14 protein-coding genes and 3 pseudogenes are annotated in these 17173 nt (G+C 67.7%); 4 read left to right on the top strand and 13 right to left on the bottom strand.

Going from position 1 to position 17173, the window contains the following annotated elements:
- Nucleotides 1-348: 348 nt before the first annotated feature.
- Nucleotides 349-1626, top strand: coding sequence for an SDR family NAD(P)-dependent oxidoreductase (locus ACN6LD_RS39115; protein ID WP_445045630.1), 1278 nt, complete (start codon nt 349-351; stop codon nt 1624-1626).
- Between the two features lie 112 nt (nt 1627-1738).
- On the top strand, nt 1739-2224 hold the full coding sequence (locus ACN6LD_RS39120) for a hypothetical protein (protein WP_445045631.1): 486 nt from the start codon (nt 1739-1741) through the stop codon (nt 2222-2224).
- On the opposite strand, the gene ACN6LD_RS39125 is transcribed toward ACN6LD_RS39120, so the two are convergent.
- The 6 genes and pseudogenes from ACN6LD_RS39125 to ACN6LD_RS39150 all read right to left on the bottom strand — a co-directional run bounded on the left by ACN6LD_RS39125 (nt 2217) and on the right by ACN6LD_RS39150 (nt 9805).
- Nucleotides 2217-2528, bottom strand: coding sequence for a transposase (locus ACN6LD_RS39125; RefSeq protein WP_445045632.1), 312 nt, complete (start codon nt 2526-2528; stop codon nt 2217-2219). The two genes, ACN6LD_RS39120 and ACN6LD_RS39125, sit on opposite strands and share 8 nt — an antisense overlap.
- A 582-nt stretch (nt 2529-3110) precedes the next feature.
- Nucleotides 3111-3668: pseudogene (locus ACN6LD_RS39130) on the bottom strand (transposase family protein); the annotation flags it as partial.
- Between the two features lie 176 nt (nt 3669-3844).
- A complete protein-coding gene (locus ACN6LD_RS39135; protein ID WP_445045633.1) occupies nt 3845-7213 on the bottom strand; it encodes a S8 family peptidase in 3369 nt (1122 codons plus the stop codon).
- A gap of 562 nt (nt 7214-7775) precedes the next feature.
- Nucleotides 7776-8525, bottom strand: a complete 750-nt coding sequence (locus ACN6LD_RS39140) for a hypothetical protein (protein ID WP_445045634.1) — start codon at nt 8523-8525, stop codon at nt 7776-7778.
- Nucleotides 8522-9190 (bottom strand): RNA polymerase sigma factor, encoded by a 669-nt coding sequence (locus tag ACN6LD_RS39145; RefSeq protein WP_445045642.1) that lies wholly within the window; start codon nt 9188-9190, stop codon nt 8522-8524. Before ACN6LD_RS39145 ends, ACN6LD_RS39140 begins: the two co-directional genes overlap by 4 nt.
- 294 nt (nt 9191-9484) lie before the next feature.
- Complete coding sequence (locus ACN6LD_RS39150) at nt 9485-9805, bottom strand: hypothetical protein (protein WP_445045635.1); 321 nt, start codon at nt 9803-9805, stop codon at nt 9485-9487.
- A 179-nt stretch (nt 9806-9984) separates the two neighbouring features.
- Here ACN6LD_RS39150 and ACN6LD_RS39155 point away from each other — a divergent pair, with 179 nt between their 5' ends.
- Nucleotides 9985-10845, top strand: coding sequence for a hypothetical protein (locus tag ACN6LD_RS39155; RefSeq protein ID WP_445045636.1), 861 nt, complete (start codon nt 9985-9987; stop codon nt 10843-10845).
- A gap of 25 nt (nt 10846-10870) precedes the next feature.
- On the opposite strand, the gene ACN6LD_RS39160 is transcribed toward ACN6LD_RS39155, so the two are convergent.
- From ACN6LD_RS39160 to ACN6LD_RS39170, 3 genes are all read right to left on the bottom strand, one after another.
- Nucleotides 10871-11515: a response regulator transcription factor gene (locus ACN6LD_RS39160; protein ID WP_445045643.1), complete on the bottom strand. Its 645-nt coding sequence runs from the start codon at nt 11513-11515 to the stop codon at nt 10871-10873.
- Between the two features lie 65 nt (nt 11516-11580).
- Entirely contained in the window at nt 11581-12927 is a 1347-nt protein-coding gene (locus ACN6LD_RS39165; protein WP_445045637.1) for a sensor domain-containing protein, read from the bottom strand.
- 859 nt (nt 12928-13786) lie between these two features.
- Nucleotides 13787-14704, bottom strand: a complete 918-nt coding sequence (locus tag ACN6LD_RS39170; RefSeq protein WP_445045638.1) for an EamA family transporter — start codon at nt 14702-14704, stop codon at nt 13787-13789.
- Nucleotides 14705-14810: 106 nt separating this feature from the next.
- Between ACN6LD_RS39170 and ACN6LD_RS39175 the strand changes: the two genes are divergently transcribed.
- Nucleotides 14811-15752, top strand: a complete 942-nt coding sequence (locus ACN6LD_RS39175) for a LysR family transcriptional regulator (protein WP_445045639.1) — start codon at nt 14811-14813, stop codon at nt 15750-15752.
- Between the two features lie 47 nt (nt 15753-15799).
- Here the strand turns inward: ACN6LD_RS39175 and ACN6LD_RS39180 are convergent.
- From ACN6LD_RS39180 to ACN6LD_RS39195, 4 genes and pseudogenes are all read right to left on the bottom strand, one after another.
- Nucleotides 15800-16290: pseudogene (locus ACN6LD_RS39180) on the bottom strand (transposase); the annotation flags it as partial.
- Between the two features lies 1 nt (nt 16291).
- Nucleotides 16292-16615 (bottom strand): hypothetical protein, encoded by a 324-nt coding sequence (locus ACN6LD_RS39185; protein WP_445045640.1) that lies wholly within the window; start codon nt 16613-16615, stop codon nt 16292-16294.
- Nucleotides 16616-16628: 13 nt separating this feature from the next.
- A pseudogene (locus ACN6LD_RS39190) lies at nt 16629-16812 on the bottom strand (IS256 family transposase); the annotation flags it as partial.
- A gap of 107 nt (nt 16813-16919) precedes the next feature.
- The coding region (locus ACN6LD_RS39195) for a helix-turn-helix domain-containing protein (protein ID WP_445045641.1) at nt 16920-17173 on the bottom strand (254 nt) is incomplete at its 5' end.

A 17173-nucleotide genomic window follows, 5' to 3' on the forward strand; every position in this document is an offset into this window, starting at 1 on the left:
CGGTACGGACACGCGGGTAGGACCCGATACGCTTCTTCACCTGGAGAGTGCTTCTTCCCGTGCAGCCAACAGGACCCTAGACAAGTCCCATCGTTGCAGGTCAGGAGCACTCTCCGCTTATTTGATCAAGCCTCGGACGCCCCGCTTGGTGAAAGCGGGAGGCTAGACCTGCTACACCGGGCACGGCAACTACCGGTAGATGATGTCCAGCGCCGCCTGCTGGAACAGGCCGCCAGCGACCTCGTCCGCGACGGACGGCATCGACGCCGCGCTCAGGCACGCGCCGATCGCGCAGCAGCCGACGCGAAACTACTCGCCGCCACCGCAACCGGTGCCCCCGACCGCACCATGGACACTGCGCTGCCCACCGACACCCGACCCAGACGAGGCCTGACCATTCGGGACTACATCCAGCTTCAGCCCCGACCTGATGCAGAGCGCCGGGCGCCGGACAGAGCTGGACAGCCACGACTGCTGAATCGCCCGCAACGCTGCTACGTATGCAAGAACCACTATCGGCAGGTCCACCACTTCTACCACCTGCTCTGCCCCCAGTGCGCCGACGAGAACTTCGCCCGCCGCACGGCCCGCACCGACCTGACCGGCCGGCGTGCGCTGCTGACCGGCGGACGCGTCAAGATCGGTTACCAGGCCGCGCTAATGCTTCTACGCGACGGAGCCGAGCTCACCGTGACCACCCGCTTCCCCCAAGACGCGGTACGCCGCTTCGCCGCAGCGCCCGGTGCCGCCGACTGGTGGCACCGGCTGCAGATCGCCGCTCTGGACCTGCGCGTCCCAGGGCAGGTCCTCGCCTTCACCGACCATCTGCTCTCCCAAGGCCTACCCCTGGACATTCTGATCAACAACGCGGCCCAGACCCTGCGCCGCTCTCCTCATGCCTACGCCGCGCTGGCCGCCGCCGAGACCACCCAGACCGCGCTCCCCACGGCTCAGATCTGGACCGCTCCTGGATTCTCGGTGCCCGGCCCCCGCACTGCACCCCTGCCCTGGGCGGCAGAACTCACCCCCCGGGCCGAGGCACGCTACGCCCTGGCCAGCACCGCCCACACGGCTGTCGCCTCGGTGCCCGCCCCGCTGCCGCAGAAGGCCGTCGACGAGGCGGGCCTGCTGCCCGAGCTGGCCGCCGCCAACTCCTGGACACTACGGCTGGGACAGGTCGACCCGGTTGAGCTGCTGGAAGTCCAGCTGGTCAATACCATCGCACCGTTCCTGCTCGCCGACCGCTTGCTGCCCCTGCTGGATGGCTCCCCGCACCCACACCGTTACCTGATCAATGTCTCCGCCGTCGAAGGCCAGTTCACCGTTCGTAACAAGACCAGCGACCACCCGCACACCAACATGGCCAAAGCCGCATTGAACATGCTCACGCGCACCAGTGCCGACGACCTGGCCGCCCGCGGAATCTACACCTGCAGCGTCGACACCGGCTGGGTCACCGACGAAAAGCCCCTCCCCGCTCGGGAACGGCACGCCGCCTCTGGATGGCGTCCGCCGCTGGACATCGTCGACGGTGCCGCCCGCATATACCACCCCATCGTCCAAGGACAAACCGGCGCACCCATGCACGGTGTCTTTCTCAAGGATTACCGGCACGTCCCATGGTGACCGCCCGCTCCCCGCAGTGGGGCACGGATGGTTTTCGGCGCGGGGGGTGCCCCTATGGGTTTCGTCAAGGAAATTGGCTGCGTTGAGGATCGGTGCCGGGCAGCATGGCGGGGTGCCTGACCTGCTATGGGATGACGTCGAGTACTTCTTCGACCTTGATGAGATGGGGTCGCTGCCGGACGTGCGTGTCCCTGACGCCTCGGTAGAGGACTGGCAGGCGGTCCTCGACCTGATCAGCGCGAGCGGCTGGCAGTGTCAGTCCTCCGAGGGCGAGGTCGTGATGCCGATGCCCCGGGCAGAAACAGTGTTGCCCCGCCCGGCTGATGCCGAGTGCCCGGACCTGCGAGTTTGGCCGACAGCCGATGTGCTGGCGATCTTCCGCTTCCATGCTGCGGAGGAAATCGACTTCGACGTTGATCTGCGGGAGCTGCAAGGCCAGGAGCGACTCGATGTGTTCTGCGACTTCCTGCGGGCGATCGGGCGTCGGCTGGCCAAGCCGGTGCTGATGGATCCGGAGGGCGACTGCGGGCATCCGGTGCTCGGATTCGATGTGGAAGCCGATCGGGTCGTTCTCTCGGCTGAACCGCCGGTCAGCTGACCACGGACGCCAGCTGCGGTTCGTAGAAGGTGCCATCGCGGAGCATCGCAAAGAGCACGTCGGCCCGACGGCGGGCGAGGCAGAGCAAGGCCTGAGTGTGGTGCTTGCCTTGGGCGATTTTCTTGTCGTAGTAGGCCCTCGATGCCGGGTCGGCGAGGGCGGCGAACGCGGACAGGAAGAAGGTCCGCTTCAGCTGTTTGTTGCCGCGTCGGGCAGGCTGTTCACCGCGGATCGAGGATCCCGAACTCCTGGTCGCAGGAGCCAGGCCCGCGTACATCGCCATCGGCTCAACATTCCTGCTCACACGGCCAGTTGCTGGGAGAGCACGCTCGCTGCTCTAATCGGCCCCCAGGGACCGGGCATGCGGGCCATCCCAGTTGTGGGCGAAGGTGCAACGATGCAGAAGCCAGCTGCCCGCCCCCACGTATCGGAGCGGGCAGCCAGCCCTCGGTGGTGGACGCGTCCCGACAGGTCACCGAGACCGAGATTTGCCGGACCCCGGATCTGCATGCCCGGAGATCACCGCCAGTCCCGTTCTCCCGCACACGGCAGGTACCGGCCTCGGCGATGAGGGCGAAGGCCGTGACGGCGAATGAGTCGGGCTCCGCGCTCGACAGGCAGGGCAGGTCGAAGGTGCACAGGCCCAGCGACGGCTGGCTTTGGGCGACACGCGTGGCACTGCCCATGTTCTGCGGTTCGGCGACTCGACCACTCGAAGGCCAGGGGCTCCGACCGCAATGTGGCGGCCACCAGCGCTCCCTTGGCGTTGCACGCGATGGTGAAGCGGCGGGTCGGCCGGACGCCCCACGCTGTCGAAGCAGGCCACGTCAATCTGCAGATCCAGAAGCCTGGCAGACCCCGCTGGCGTCGCTGGAACTGATCACCCGGCTCGGTTCGCAGGTTTGGGGACGACGCGTACCCCGGTCTCGGCATCGACGATGATCGTGGGGTACCGGGGACGGCGGCGCAGGGCGAAGTCATCGACCCCGATCACCCTCGGGATCCGTAGCGTCGGCGGGGGAATTCCCCGCAGCACCCGCAGGGCGGTGGCGAACGATACGGGCACGGCCAGTAACCGGGTGAACCGGGGAGCCAGCCCGGGCGCATAACTCTTCAACCACGCCCGAGACCTGGCTGGTCAGACGCGTGGTGCGGCGCGGAAGGCGCTCGATCAGCCCAGGGACTCGCTCGCGGAAGATCTGCCGTCGACAGCCCAGGACCGGACAGACCAGGCGTCGTACCCGGACGTTGACCACGACCCGGCGGCCATCGACCGGCACATCCGCAACGGTCCGGACGTGGTATCCGTGCACCTTCCCCGTCGGGACCCCGCACATCGGGCAGGGAAAGGGAGTATCCCGGGTCCGGGCCAAGACCCGGATCATCTCACCGCCGTCCGCCACATCCTCGATGACCAGCGCCGACCTGAAAATACCGTTGCCACAGGGGAGTTGACATCTCGCGTACAACATCAACGAAGCCCGTCACCACCGACTACGAACAGAGCCACTCGTTTGGTCCCGGTTCCGGACTCCTGCCTCTGACCTCAGTCGCATGTCTGTGGCCCGCCGGGTTTGATGCGCTCCGGCGGGCAACAGCTGCAGCGGGGGACGGGGGTGGCTACTTGCCGTGGTAGGCGTTGAAGATCTTCACCGAGGCCTTGTTGCCGTTCTTGTCGGTCACTGTCGCCTTGAAGGAGATGCCCTTACCGACCGCCGGGTTCTTCACTGTCACCTTCCCGGCCTTTATGGTCAGATTCTTCCAAGTCTTGCCGCCGTCATAGGAGGCGTGCACGGTCAGGGACTTCAGGCTTCCCTTCTCGGCAGCCGTGCCTGCCACCGTGACAGGGATCTTGGCGATGGCGTTCGCCTTGGCGGTGGAATCGAGGCCCAGCACGGGCCGGAACATCACAGTGGAGATCGGCATGGCCGCCTGGCTCACCTTCTTCGAGGTAAAGGTCCAGGACGCGTCGATACGAGTAGAGACCCTGGATATCTTGGTGCTGCGTGTGACGGTGGTGGTCAGCAGGTACTTCGCCTGGGCTGCGGGCACATTGAAGACCGCCTTGCCCGTCATCGTGGGTGTGGCGGCTTCGCCGATCTTGGTGCCATTGCGGTAGAGCACCGTCTTGCCGGACGTGTACTGGGTGAATCCGGGTATGCGGCCGGCGCTGTCGGCGAGGAGGGGGATGGAGGCGGAGATCTGGTTGGCCGTGCGGTGAATGCGGCTGTTCCCGGTGACCACGGGGCTGAAGACGCCGGTGTTGAAGGTCTTGCTGTAGGTCTTGCCGGCCTTGTAGCTCCGGGTGCTGCCCGTCCCGTACATGGTCTCCGTGCGGATGGCTCCGGTCGCATCGGCCTCACCGAGCTGCATGAAATCGATGCCCCATTTCACGCCGTCGGCCGTGGACAGGTACAGCGTGCGCTTGCCCGGCAGGGTTTGGTGGTTCATGGGCGCGATACCGCTGCTGCTGCCTGCCGGGACGCCCAGGGCGCTGACTGCGCCGGTCTTGCCCTGCGCAGGTCCACCAAGGCCCAAGGTGACCGTCGCCAGCTCAGATGCCTTGGCCTTCTTGGTGTAGCCGGTGGCTAGCGTGGCCACCTTTTTTCCGTACGTGAGGTCGTACTGGGTCTTGGCGCCGCTGGTGAAGTGCGCGTTCCACTGCTGGTAGAGGGAGCCGTCGGTGACCGGGGCACCGAGGTGCGCGGTCCTGAAGTTCTTGAATGACTTCATGAGCAGGCCGAAGCCGTGGTTGTGATAGTCGTAGGCGAAGTCGCCGAGCACGGACTTCGCGTGACTGTCCGGCACCGTGATGTTCACGGCCTTGGCCATGCGCGCGTCGAGTGTCACGGTGGTGTTCTTGGTGAGGTTCAGCTTGGGCCGGATGAGGGAGTCCATGCCCTTGGCGGGGTCGTTGATGTCATTGACGAGGGTGGAGTCCAGCAGGTAGCTGCCCTTGGGCAGCCGCAGGGTGAGCGTGTCGGGTCCTTCGGCGGCTTCGCGCGAGGTGTTCGCGGCGAGCCCGCTGACACCGGTCAAGGTGGTGATGTACTGCTGAGTGGGCTGGCCGTTGCGTCCGATGTGCTTGAGCGTCAGGTCGTAGGATTCGATCTCGCGTTCCGCCCCGGCCGCGGTACGGACGCTCTGACCACCGCCGGTGGCAGTGACGTATGCGCTGTAGAGGCCGTCCTGTGTGCCGATCCGGGTGTCGGCGCTGAGTTCAACCTCGGCTGTGCCGCCCGCCGGGACGGTGACGTGGTCGGCCGAGAGAGCGAAGAAGCCGACCGATGCCGCAGCGCCGGACGGGCCGGTTGATGTAACAGACAGGTCCAGGGTGACGTCCGTGGCGCCGGTATTGCGGTAGACGATCTTCCTGGTCACCGGTGTGTCGTCGGTGTGCGGCCAGGCCTGCTTGCCGAAGGAGAGGGAGACCGGGCCCTCGGTGAAGACAGTCTGCTGGATGGCCTTGGCCACATCGACCCGGCCGCTGCCCTGCTCGAAGACGCTGTAGGGGCCACCCTTGGCGGAACCGGTCAGCACTGACTTGATGCGCTCGCCCCGCCAGTTGGGGTGCTGCTGCTTCAACAGCGCAGCTGCACCCGTGACGTGCGGGGTTGCCATGGACGTGCCGCTGATGGTCAGGTAACCGGCGGGCTTTTCGCCCACCTGCTGCGCCAGGCGGCTCTCAGGGGCAGCAGCCGCGGTGATAGCGACGCCCGGAGCGGTGACATCAGGCTTGACGGCGCTATCGCCGACACGCGGACCGCGGCTGGAGGAGCCGGCGAGTGCGTCCTTACCGTCGACGGCACCGACAGTGAGCGCGGCGTCCGCGCTGCCGGGCGAGCCGACCGTACGGTCACCGGCTTCCCCCGCGTTGCCGGAAGCCATGACGAACAGGACCCCCTTATCGGCGGAGAGCCTGTTCACGGCCTCCTCAACGGGGTCGATGCCCGGGGTGTCCGGGCCGCCAAGGCTCAGATTGACGATGTCGGCGCCCTGCGCCACAGCCCACTCCATACCGGCCAGGACGCCGGAGTCGTCGCCGACGCCGCGGTCGTTGAGGACCTTGCCGTCGAGGAGCCCGGCGTCGGGCGCGACACCCTTGTACTTGCCCGCAGACTTGGCCCCGCTGCCCGCCGTAGTGGACGCCACGTGCGTGCCATGGCCGTTGGCGTCCTTCGCCGTCTGCGCTGTGGAGAAGTTTTTCTCGGCGATCTGCCGACCGGCCAGGTCGGGGTGGGTCTCGTCGACACCGGTGTCGAGCACGGCGATCTTCACGCCCTGGCCGGTGTACCCGGCGCTCCAGGCGGCGGGGGCGCCGATCTGGGGCACGCTGGTGTCGAGGGCTGCCCGGCGTATGCCGTCCAGCCACACCTTGTTGATACCGGAGGCGGCGGTGCGGTATGCGGAGCCGCCGGCTGCTTGGTCGGTGACGGCTTCCCACATGTCAGAGGCGTTGCCTTGCGGGATACTGACGGCCTCGGCGTTCAGTCGGGGAAGGGTGCGGCGGACTTCGGTGCCGCCGGCCCCCCGCACGTCTGTCTTCGCGGCCGGGCGGGCACCGGTGTAGTCGACGATCACCTTGAGACCATCTCGCTGCGATGTGCGGTACTCGGGGCGGCTGAGCAGGGTAACGTCGAACAGCCGCTCATCCAGCTTGCCCCGGGCGATCAGGCGCTGGGCATCGAGCGGGACGGCGTAACTGTGGCCGTTCGAATGGCGCATCCTGACAGGTACGTTCTTGCGCCCTTCGGGCTGTTGAACGGTGACCGGGCGGCCCTCAGCGTTCACACCGACCCTGTCACCGGTGATCAGCGTCACCCAGTGCCGGACGGCACCTGCGCTCTTGCCGTTGCCGTTGCCGGGGGCGGCTGGGGCGGCAGCCGCCGCTGACGGCGAGCCAGTCGTTCCCGCCGCCAGGCCCATGGCCACCGCGGCGGCCACGGACGCTGCCGCGGCGACGCGGGCTCTTTTTCTACGATGGGTCACTTCTTGTCCTTACGATGAGGCGTTTCCGGGCACGTCGACAGCACCTGCCGAGGCATGATGAGGTCAGATTCCGCACTTGGGTCCTGGTGGGCGGACGATGCCCGAGACGGGATGTCGTCCCGCCGAGTGGCGTAGCCCTCGGGACCGCGCCGGTCCGAAAAGGCATGTGATCGGTCGGCGCGGCCGAAAGCTACGCGCCGCTGCGCGAGCCGGTCAGGCAGGGGCAGCTCGGCACCCGGGTACCAGGCACATCACAGGCGCGACCCAGAGCCGCAAAGCCTGACCGGCTACACCCCCACTCGGCGGGACGTGACCCGAGACAGCGGCGGCCAAAGCAGCTGCGAGATACCGCCCCTGGCCTCAGAGTCTGGACCAGGTCGATGCGATTGTCGGCAGTGTGTAGTGCTCGCGCTCGCCGTCGTGGGTGCGGTGACATCGGCTCTGTGGCAGCCCACCACTCAAACGGCGCAAGGCAGGTGGGGAGGCCTGTGTTACACGCACAGGGGCCGGTGCTGTGGTGAGCGGTGTTTACCTGGGATACCGACCAGGGCATGGTCCTGTGTTAGGGCAGTTCCGCCTTCTGGCTGCGGTAGCAGGACGGAAGGTCGCCCTTGAGGACATCCGTACCGAAAAGCCCCTGATACTTGCCTTCACCGGACGGCAGGACGACCACGAGGGTGGATCCGTTGGGAATCTTGTCCCGGTGAATGGTTGCGACCAGCCGGTCATTCACGCGTTCAACCTTGCCTACTGCGGCCCCGCTTGCCTCCTTGTCCCGGTTGAGGTCCTTCTGGGCGATGGAGCAGGTGGGGTCATCGCGGTAGACCCGGGCGGTCACACCCATGCGGTCCAGATCGTGCTGCAACTTGGCGGGGTCCGCCACCACCCGCGTCTGCCCGGGCCAGGCCTCGCCGGGGACAGTGCACTTGCCATTGACGCACTTCATCTCCCCTCCCTTGACCCGCAGGCTCATCTTCACAGTGCTGTTGGACTCCCGGTCCAGGGTGTAGGCCACGTTACTGATCCGATCTGGGCCAGCCGCGATGTTAGCCATGTCGCTGTTGTCGGACGGCTGGCCGACACTCACCATGACACCGGCCACGGCTGCCGCCAGTGCCAGCGGAGCAACGACGCGCGTGGCCAGCCGCCAACGCCTTGCGGTGAGCCGCGACTCTTCTTGTACGTGGTTCATGAGATGTTCCTTCAGCAGACGGTGACGGTCGTTGGAAAGATCCGGATCCGCCGCTGCTGGCAACAGTCGGGACAGCTCCTCACGTTCCGACTTTTGCGGCGAGTGCGGGGTGGCATTCATCGGTTCTTCTCCTGCTTCGACCGGACCGCGGATGCGCGGTCACTCGGTATCTGTCCGCTGGCAGAGTCGCGTTGCATGTTTTTCGGAACCCGGGCCAGTTCCTGCTCCGTGAGCTGCCGCAGACGGCTGCGAGCCCGCGACAGCCGGGACCGGACCGTGCCGACCGGCACGCCCAGCGCTTCGGCCACCGCTGCGTGCTCCAGTCCGGACCACACGCACAGGGCGAACACCTCCCGCTCCGCCGGCCGCAGCCGCCCGAGCGCGGCCTTGGCCGCGGCCAGCTGCTCGGTGTCGGCGAGCCGCCCCACCAGCTCCTCCGTGAAATCTGGCACAACCTCGCGCGGCGGCAGCTGGGTCAGCGCCCTATGATGCCGACGCGCGGCGCGGGCGGTGTTGCGCAATACGTTGGTGGCGATCCCCAGCAGCCACGGCCGGAGGCTCTCTTCGCCCGGGCGCAGCTTTTTCCTCAGCCGCCAGGCTTCCAGGAACGTCAGGGACACCACGTCCTCGGCAGCGGCCCAGTCGCCGGTCCAGCGCACTGCGTGCCGATATACGACACGAGCGTGCTCATCAAAGATCTGCCCGAATGCGGCCGGGTCCCCGGCCCGTACCCGGGCGCGTAGCGATATGTCCACGCACCGTCCTGTCCGACCAGCCGCACCCATTGCAGTGATCCCCATCACAAAGACTGGGGAGCAGGGGCGTCCACCGTGGCCGCAAGACAGATTCTCACCAATCTCAACCAACGTGCGCAACGAAGTCGGATCACACTTGAGTACGCGCTGCTTCCCGGCCGGAGCCTCGCGAACGAAGACCAATCACGTAGAACGCCAAAAGCGGCCCTCGGCCGCTACGCCTTCTTCCGCCCCCAGACCCCCGGTCGACGGCCCCTGCGCGACCCGGCCGAAACCGAGAGCCCGCACGAGTAGCCGCCAGGTGTCCGGGAACGGCGGTCGCGGCTACTTGGAGATGGTGAGGCGGATGGGGTGTATTTGAACGCGTGAGTAGCGGTGGGCGTCCTCGCCGACGCCTTCGAACCAGGCGCCGCCGGTCTTCGCGGTCTTGCCGCCGAGCCACACCTCGTAAGTGCCCAGGTCGAGGTTGCGGAATTCGAGGGTGGCCTCGCCGTAGCCGCCTCTGATCTCGTAGGAGAAGTCCTGATCGGCGATGTACCGGCGGCCGACACTTGGTGCGGGTCGGGCCGGGCATGTCCGTCCCGGCCGAGCAGTGGTCCCTTGGTGACCACGGGCTCTGCGCGAGGAAGGCGGGACCGGGGGCAACGATCCGAGGCCAGTCTGTTCTGCTCGGCTGGGGTGTGGCAGGCCACACCCCAGATGGATGGCGTACCTCAGTGACCGGGTGATCGACGGCGCGACATCGTGATCGGCATGACGAGGGGCCCGCCCACCACGTGGTTCGGGCGCTGCCTCCCATGCCCGATCGAGCCGAAGGACCCTCCATGCGCACTCATAAGGCCCTGTCGCGATCAGCGGAGGTGCCCGGTCGGGCACTGGCTGTGCTCGTCGCCCTCGCCGTGGCACTCGGCGCCGCCTTCGTCCTCGCCCCGAGCAGGCTGGCGGCGATCGGAACGGACGGCGGCCTCTCCGAACAGCGCAACCTCATCGACGCCCTGAGCCCGGCGTTCGTCAAGTACTGGAGGTCCGGAGACCAGGGATTCCCCCCGGACCTGCAGCGGGTTGTCGACTACTGGTTCCGCTTCCACGTGGTCAAGGGCGTCCTGGCCGCGGCCCTGCTGATCGTGTTCGTCGCACTGGGCGTCCTGCTCGGGAAGGCGTTCCTGAGGTCCAGCGGTCCCGGAGCCGGGGGCAGGGGCCTCGCCTCGGCTGCCATCCTCGTCAGCGTGCTTGCGCTGGTGTCGCTGGCGGCGCTGATGGCGAATGTCCAAGGCGCGATGGCCCCCTTCTCCTCGGCGACTTCGCTGCTCCCGCTCGGCGCACCCCATGGCCAACTCGCCGATGCGATCGATCAGATCAAGCAGGGCCTGGCCCACTACCCGAGCACGAGCGGCCAGAACGCCGTCGCCCTCAAGGTGATGGTGGACGACTTCGGCCTGTACCACGCGGTGCTTGCCGTGATGGCGTCCATCGTGGCGGTCGTCCTGGTCGGCCTGAGCGTGCTGTCGTGGAGGAGGTTCGCCGCAGCGGACAGGTCCGACGGGCGAACGCGGCGCACCATGAGGTCGTTCGGTGTGCTCTCGGCCCTGCTGGCGCTGATGGTGATCGTCATCGCGCTGGCCAACAAGGGGACTGCGGCAGACCCGGCGCCGGCCCTCCTGGGCTTCTACAAGGGCGGCTTGTGACGCGCCCCGTATCGGATCGGCGGGATCAGGAGCGAAGGTGGGCGAGGACGGCGAGGACCCGGCGGTGCTGGGTGTCGTCGGGTGGCAGGCCGAGCTTGGCGAAGACGTTGCCGATGTGTTTCTCCACCGCGCTGTTGGAGAGTGCCAGCTGCCGGGCGATGGCAGTGTTGGAATGGCCCTCGGCCATCAGGGCCAAGAGCTGCCGCTCACGTGCGGTCAGTGCCTCCAGCGGGGCATTGCGGCGCTGCCCGGCCAGCAGCTCGGAGACGACCTGGGGGTCAAGTACCGTCGCGCGACGGGCGACCCGGTCCAGGGCGTCCAGGAACTCCTCGACTCTGGCGACCCGGTCCTTCAGCAGGTAACCGACCGCGCCGGAGCCGTCCGCGAGCAGCTCGGCGGCGTAGGACACCTCCACGTACTGGCTGAGCACCAGTACGGGGGTGCCGGGCAGCTGTGCGCGGGCGCTGATCGCCGCGCGCAGGCCCTCGTCCGTATGGGTCGGCGGCATCCGTACATCGACGACCGACACGTCCGGGCGGTGGGTGAGCACTGCTTGGACGAGGGCAGGACCGTCACCGACCGCAGCCACCACCTGATGGCCGTCGTCGGTGAGCAGGCGGACCAGTCCTTCACGCAGCAGCACCGAGTCATCGGCCACGACGATCCGCAGCGAAAGGCGGGGCGCGTGATCCTGCGGTGCTTCGGCGGCTGTTCCCAGGGCTGTTCCGGCCGAGGTCAGTGGCATGGCAGTTCTCCGGTGATCGTCGTCGGGCCGCCGCCGGGGCTGGCTATCCGCAGCCGACCGCCGACTGCCTGCAGTCTGTCGTCCAGGCCCCGCAGGCCGTGTCCTTTGGCCACAGCCGCGCCGCCCAGGCCGTCGTCCGTCACCCAGACCCGCAGGATTCCCTCGCCGTGGCGCATGCCGATGGCGCACCGGTGGGCGTGACTGTGTTTGGCCACGTTGGTCAGGGCCTCGGCGACCACGAAATACGCGGCCGTCTCGACTGCGGGTTCCGGCCGGCGGTTCAGAGTGCCGAGGTCGAGGTCGGTGGGTACGACACAGCGTGCGGCCAGCGCGGAGAGCGCCGCTCGCAGACCTCGGTCGGCGAGGATCGGCGGGGCGATGCCGCGCGACAGGGCCCGCAGCTCCTCCAGCGTCTCCTGAGCCTGGACGATCGCGTCGGCGAGTGCCTCCCGGGCGGTTTCCGGCCTGCTGTCGAAGTGGTGCTGGACGCGGCCCAGTTCCATCGCCAGACGGACCAGACGCTGCTGGGGGCCGTCGTGAATGTCGCGTTCGAGTCGGCGCAGGGCCACCGCCTCGGCCGTCACCGCGGCAAGGGTCTGTGCGCGGGCGGTGTCCCGCTCCTGCTCCAGCCCGCTGATCCTGCGATGCAGTGCCGACACGTCGGACAACAGTGCCTTCCCCAGCCCAGCCTGAGCGGCGACGCACGCGCGGGTCACCAGCGGCAGGGTGGCCAGCACGAGGAGGCCGAACATGACCGCGAAGGTGACCCGCTCGTCCCGTGACGTCAATCCCAGGCTCAAGGCGATGTGGGATCGGGGACCGCCCACGTACAGGGTCATCGGCTGCAGCGGCCCGGGGGTCGCGTACGGGCTGCGCAGGGGACAGGTGACGGCAGCCATGCCGACGAACCACCACAGCGCCGTCACCACCGACGTGACCACAACGACGGGGAGCACCAGCACCGTGTGGGCCATGTCCAGCCACAGCCCCGGGTCGGACGCGGCGGCTGCCTGCCCCGGTCGCCGACGCGCGCCCCGCACCTCGCCGACCCGGGAGCGCACCAGGGCGATCCGCCACCGCTCCACATCGGCGGGCCACCGCGCCAGTTCCGCAGCACCGGTCCTGACCGGCGACCCGCTCGGCAACAGCAGACCGACCGTGCCAAGACACAAGGCGCCGAGCACCAGCAGCAGGCCGAACGTGGCACTCACCGGCGCGGTCAGCAGGTACACCGAGTCCACAAGCGTGCGGCGTCCCAAGCGCACCGCGAACCACCCACCCGACCGCCACCGACCCGCAGCCACGCCCGTGACCACGGGAGACAACGATTCAGCCATCCATCCAGCGTAATCGCGAGTGAAAGGGGCAAGGCAGAACCCCAGGTGTTCCAGTACGTGAAGGGCGAATAACGGCCCATGATCATTCTCATCGGGATTTCCTGCACCTCAACTACTCACACCCGATGTACGACCCCGGCCGCCTGCTCGTTGTGTTCTTCGCCGCGATGGCGGAGACCGAACGGGAGAACATCCGCAAATCCACCCTCGAAGGACTCGACATCGCAGCACGCAAAGGCAAGCACTGCGGACGTCCCCCGGTACTGCCCAACACGGGACCGGAGGAGCCTCGTCCTCTCCCGTCCCGTACGTCGGTTGCCGAAGAGACGGCGGGCCCATCGACTGGGCCCGCCACCGGGTGGCAGCGGCGGGTTTCCCACAGCGGCGGCGACACGGGCCGCCGTGCGCACCACCTCGGGCAGAGGCAACCGTCCGCTCTCCAGCACCACACTGAGAAGCTCTCCGCGAAGCAGCACCATCACCAGGTAGGCATACAGCCGCCCGTCGTGCATCGCGGAGCCGGTGTCGTGCACGGTGACGATGTTCGGGTGGGACAGGCCGCCAGGCGACTGCAGCCTCGCGGGCGAACCGGGCCACCTGCCGGTACTCGTCCGCGCTGCCAAATTGCTGAGGACCTTGACCGCCACCAGCAAGTCAGCCTAGGCCTTGGGAGGAGATACGCGCGGCCTGTCGTCAACGGCACTCGGCTCGACCGGCGGTTACTCATAGTGATGTCTTTTGGGGAGGGTAGCCTGCGCCTTGCAGAGTCTCATGGCTCGCCTATGGAGTTCTCCAGGACGGGTGATGTCCCTGCGCTTTCGATCCTCGCTTCGAGGGATTCGGTTCCGTCCTCCGCCCCTCACGATCGGCCAACTGCCGCCTTCGCTGCCGGGACGCCCCCGGGGTGAGTCACGGGTGCCGGGCGCCGGGGAGCGAGCGAGGTCAGGGCCACGCCGCCGACCAGTAGAACCGCCGCGCACCAGCGCAGCCCGCCCACCGGTTCGCCCAGGAAGAGGGCCGCTGACGACATCCCGAAGACCGGGACGAGGAGGGAGAAGGGGGCCACTGTGGATGCTGGGTGGCGGCGCAGCAGCCAGCCCCAGGCGCCGAAGCCGAACACGGTCGTGATCCAGGCGACGTAGAGGACTGTGCCCGCGCCCTGCCAGTCGAGGGTGCGCAGCGCCGCCAGGTCGCGCGATGGGCCCTCAAGCAAAAGGGACAAAGCCAGCAGCGGAAGTACCGGGACCGTGCTAACCCAGACCATGAAGTTCAGCGCGTCCGGCGGGGCCGCCTTACGGGTCAGGACATTGGAGGCGCCCCAGCAGGCAGCGGCTGCGATGCACAAGGCGAACGCCCCAAGCGGGCCCGACGTGCCCTCGTCCACCGCCGCAACGGCGATCCCGGCCAGGGCAACCGCCATGCCCAGCGCGCCCAGCCGCGAGGGGCGTTCCCCCAGGACGGCAAAGGCGATCATGGCCGTGAAAACCGCCTGTATCTGGAGGACCAATGAGGACAGGCCGGCCGGCATCCCGGTGTCCATTGCCACGAACAGCAGCCCGAACTTGGCCACGCCCAGGATCAACCCCACGGCCACGATCCACTTCCACGCGACCCTGGGGCGGCCCACCAGGAACACCGCAGGAAACGCGGCGGCGACGAAGCGCAGGGCGGAGAAGAGCAGGGGCGGGAAGTGGCCGAGGGCGATCTCGATGACGGTGAAGTTGGCGCCCCAGACGGCGGCGACAAGGACGGCGAGAGCCAGGTGTGCAGGAGGCATGGGCCGAGAATCACACCGAGGGACCATGAAGCACCAGCGATGATTGCTGCATGGTTGGATGAAGTGATGCTAATTGGTGTCGCTCGAATCGTGGCGGGAGGCTCTCATGCTTGACCTTCAGCGGCTGCGCGCTCTGCACGCCGTCTCCGTGCACGGCGGTGTCGGCGCCGCTGCCTCCGCCCTGGGCTTCACGCCGTCCGCGGTGTCCCAGCAGATCGCCAAGCTGGAGCGGGAGACCAAGACTGTGCTGCTCGAGCGGGAGGGGCGTGGCGTCCGGCTGTCCCCCGAGGCGCATCAGCTCGTCGCCGTCACAGGGGAGTTGCTGGCCATCGTGGAGCGGGCGGAGAGCGAGTTGGAGCAGCGGCGCGGGAAGCCGGCCGGGCGCCTCACCATCGCCGCCTTCGCGTCGGCGGCGCGCGGACTGCTACCCGGGGTCCTCGCTGACCTGGCTGTACGGCATCCGGCGATGGATGCACGGCTCAGCGAGAGTGACCCGCATCTGTCCGTCGGCATGGTCGCCAAGGGGGCAGTCGACATGAGCGTGGTTCATGACTGGGACATCGCGCCGCTGCCACTGCCGCCGGGGGTGGAGCAGGCGGTGATCGGGGAGGACCAGTGCGCGCTGCTGGTGCCACAAGGGCATCCATTCGCAGGACGGGATTCGGTGCGGCGCGAGGACCTGGGCGGTGAGCGGTGGGTGTGCCAGCCGCCGGGCCGGGTGTGTCACGAATGGCTGGTGCGGACCCTGCGGACGGCCGGACACGAGCCGGAGATCGTTCACCAGGCGGACGAGAATCCGACCTTGGTGGCGCTCGTTGCCGCCGGTCTCGGTATCTGCCTCATCCCACGCCTGGGGCGCGGCCCGCTGCCTGCGGAGGTAGTGGAGGTTGCGCTCGACCCGACGCCGGTACGGCGGTTGTACGCGCTGTGGCGCACCACGGCAGCCCAGCGCCCCGCGATCGCTGAGACCGTCCGCACTCTGCAGGAGCACTGGCTCAGGGCAGCACGACCGAGTCATCAGGCGGCTCGGACCCCTCGCGCGGATTGAACGACCCTCGCGTCGATGCTCGCAGCGAACGCTCCCAGCGTCGAAGACTACTGACGTTGTCGCCGTGATGTCGTCAAAGTGAAGCCGGTTTCGGCGAGGCATCCGTTGATGAGGTTGCTGCGGTACTGGATCTGGCGGAGACCGTGTCGGAACGTGCTGATGAGGTGGTCGGGGTCGGTGAAGGCGGTGTTGACCTGGCTGCTGCGCCGCAGCAGGGACCAGATGCCCTCGACGGGGTTGAGGTCGGGTGCGTAGGCCGGCAGGAAGTAGCAGGTGATCCAGTCGTGGGTGTCGATGAACTGCCGCAGTCGGCGATCCTTGTGGACGTTGAGCGGTAGTCGGTCCAGGTGAAACTGCGTCTGTCGCCCCGCTTGTGATCGAGATGCCGCTTGGGCCGGTAAATCAGCCGTGAGCGTTCACCGCGCTTGTAGCAGGCCAGAGCTTCGATGGAGAAGCGGCGCTGGGATCGTCCCCGGACCCGGATGACGGGTGTGCGTCCGCGCCGGGCCCAGGTCCGTGCAGTGGGCGGAGTCATTGACTCAGCGTCGAGTTGCTCTGAGTCGGGTGAGTCCTTCGATGGCCGATAGGTCGGATTGGGTCGGGACGGAGTCCGGTGTGGTGACCAGGAGAAGGACAGACACGTTGGGGTACTCATCCCTGTAGAGGTCGCGTTCGCCGTCATCGCCCGGAATCGAGTTCGGCTGGATCTGGATGCGGGTGGTGTCCGCGAGGGTGGCGAGGAAGTAGATGCCCAGGTAGAAGCTCTCGCGTTCGGTGAAGGCAACGCCAAAGTGATCGGCGAGGAGAGTGGACAGCTCGCGGGCCGTGTACGTGTTGGTGCCGTAGGTGTCGGAGACGGTCATGGGGGCATTCTCCTCAGGCCGTGAGGGTCGCGGCGTGCTCGACCAGAGGCCCGCGTTCGAAACGGGCTCCCGCTCGGACGAGCGGCACCAGGTGGGCTCCGTTGACGCTCTTGCCAGCGGGATTGGGCGGACTCGACGAGCTTGAACACCATGGCGAGCGCAGCGGCGCTGGAGCCTGCGCCCTCGGTGACCTTGGTCCACCCGGACAGTGAGAAGGTTGCCCCAAGTACCTGTTCCGTCTCACTCCTTTTCGCAGCGGAGTGTCGGCCCCGAGCGACCACAGCCCGGGGCCGCGAAACAGGCTTCAGGCAACGAGTCGGTCGGCCAGCTCCCGGCGGGTGGTTACGCCGAGCTTGGCGTAGATGCGTTGCAGGTGGTTGTCGACCGTACGGACGGAGATCGTCAGTGCGGCTGCGATGTTCTTGCTCAGCATGCCCCGTGAGGCGAGCAGCGCGATTTCATGCTCTCGCGCCGTAAGGCGTACCAGTCCCCCACCGGCCAGGAGGGCTGGGGTCTTGGCTCCCTCGCAGCGGGCGGTGAGAGTCTCGGCGTGGGGGG

It is taken from the genome of Streptomyces sp. SAS_272, assembly GCF_052543235.1.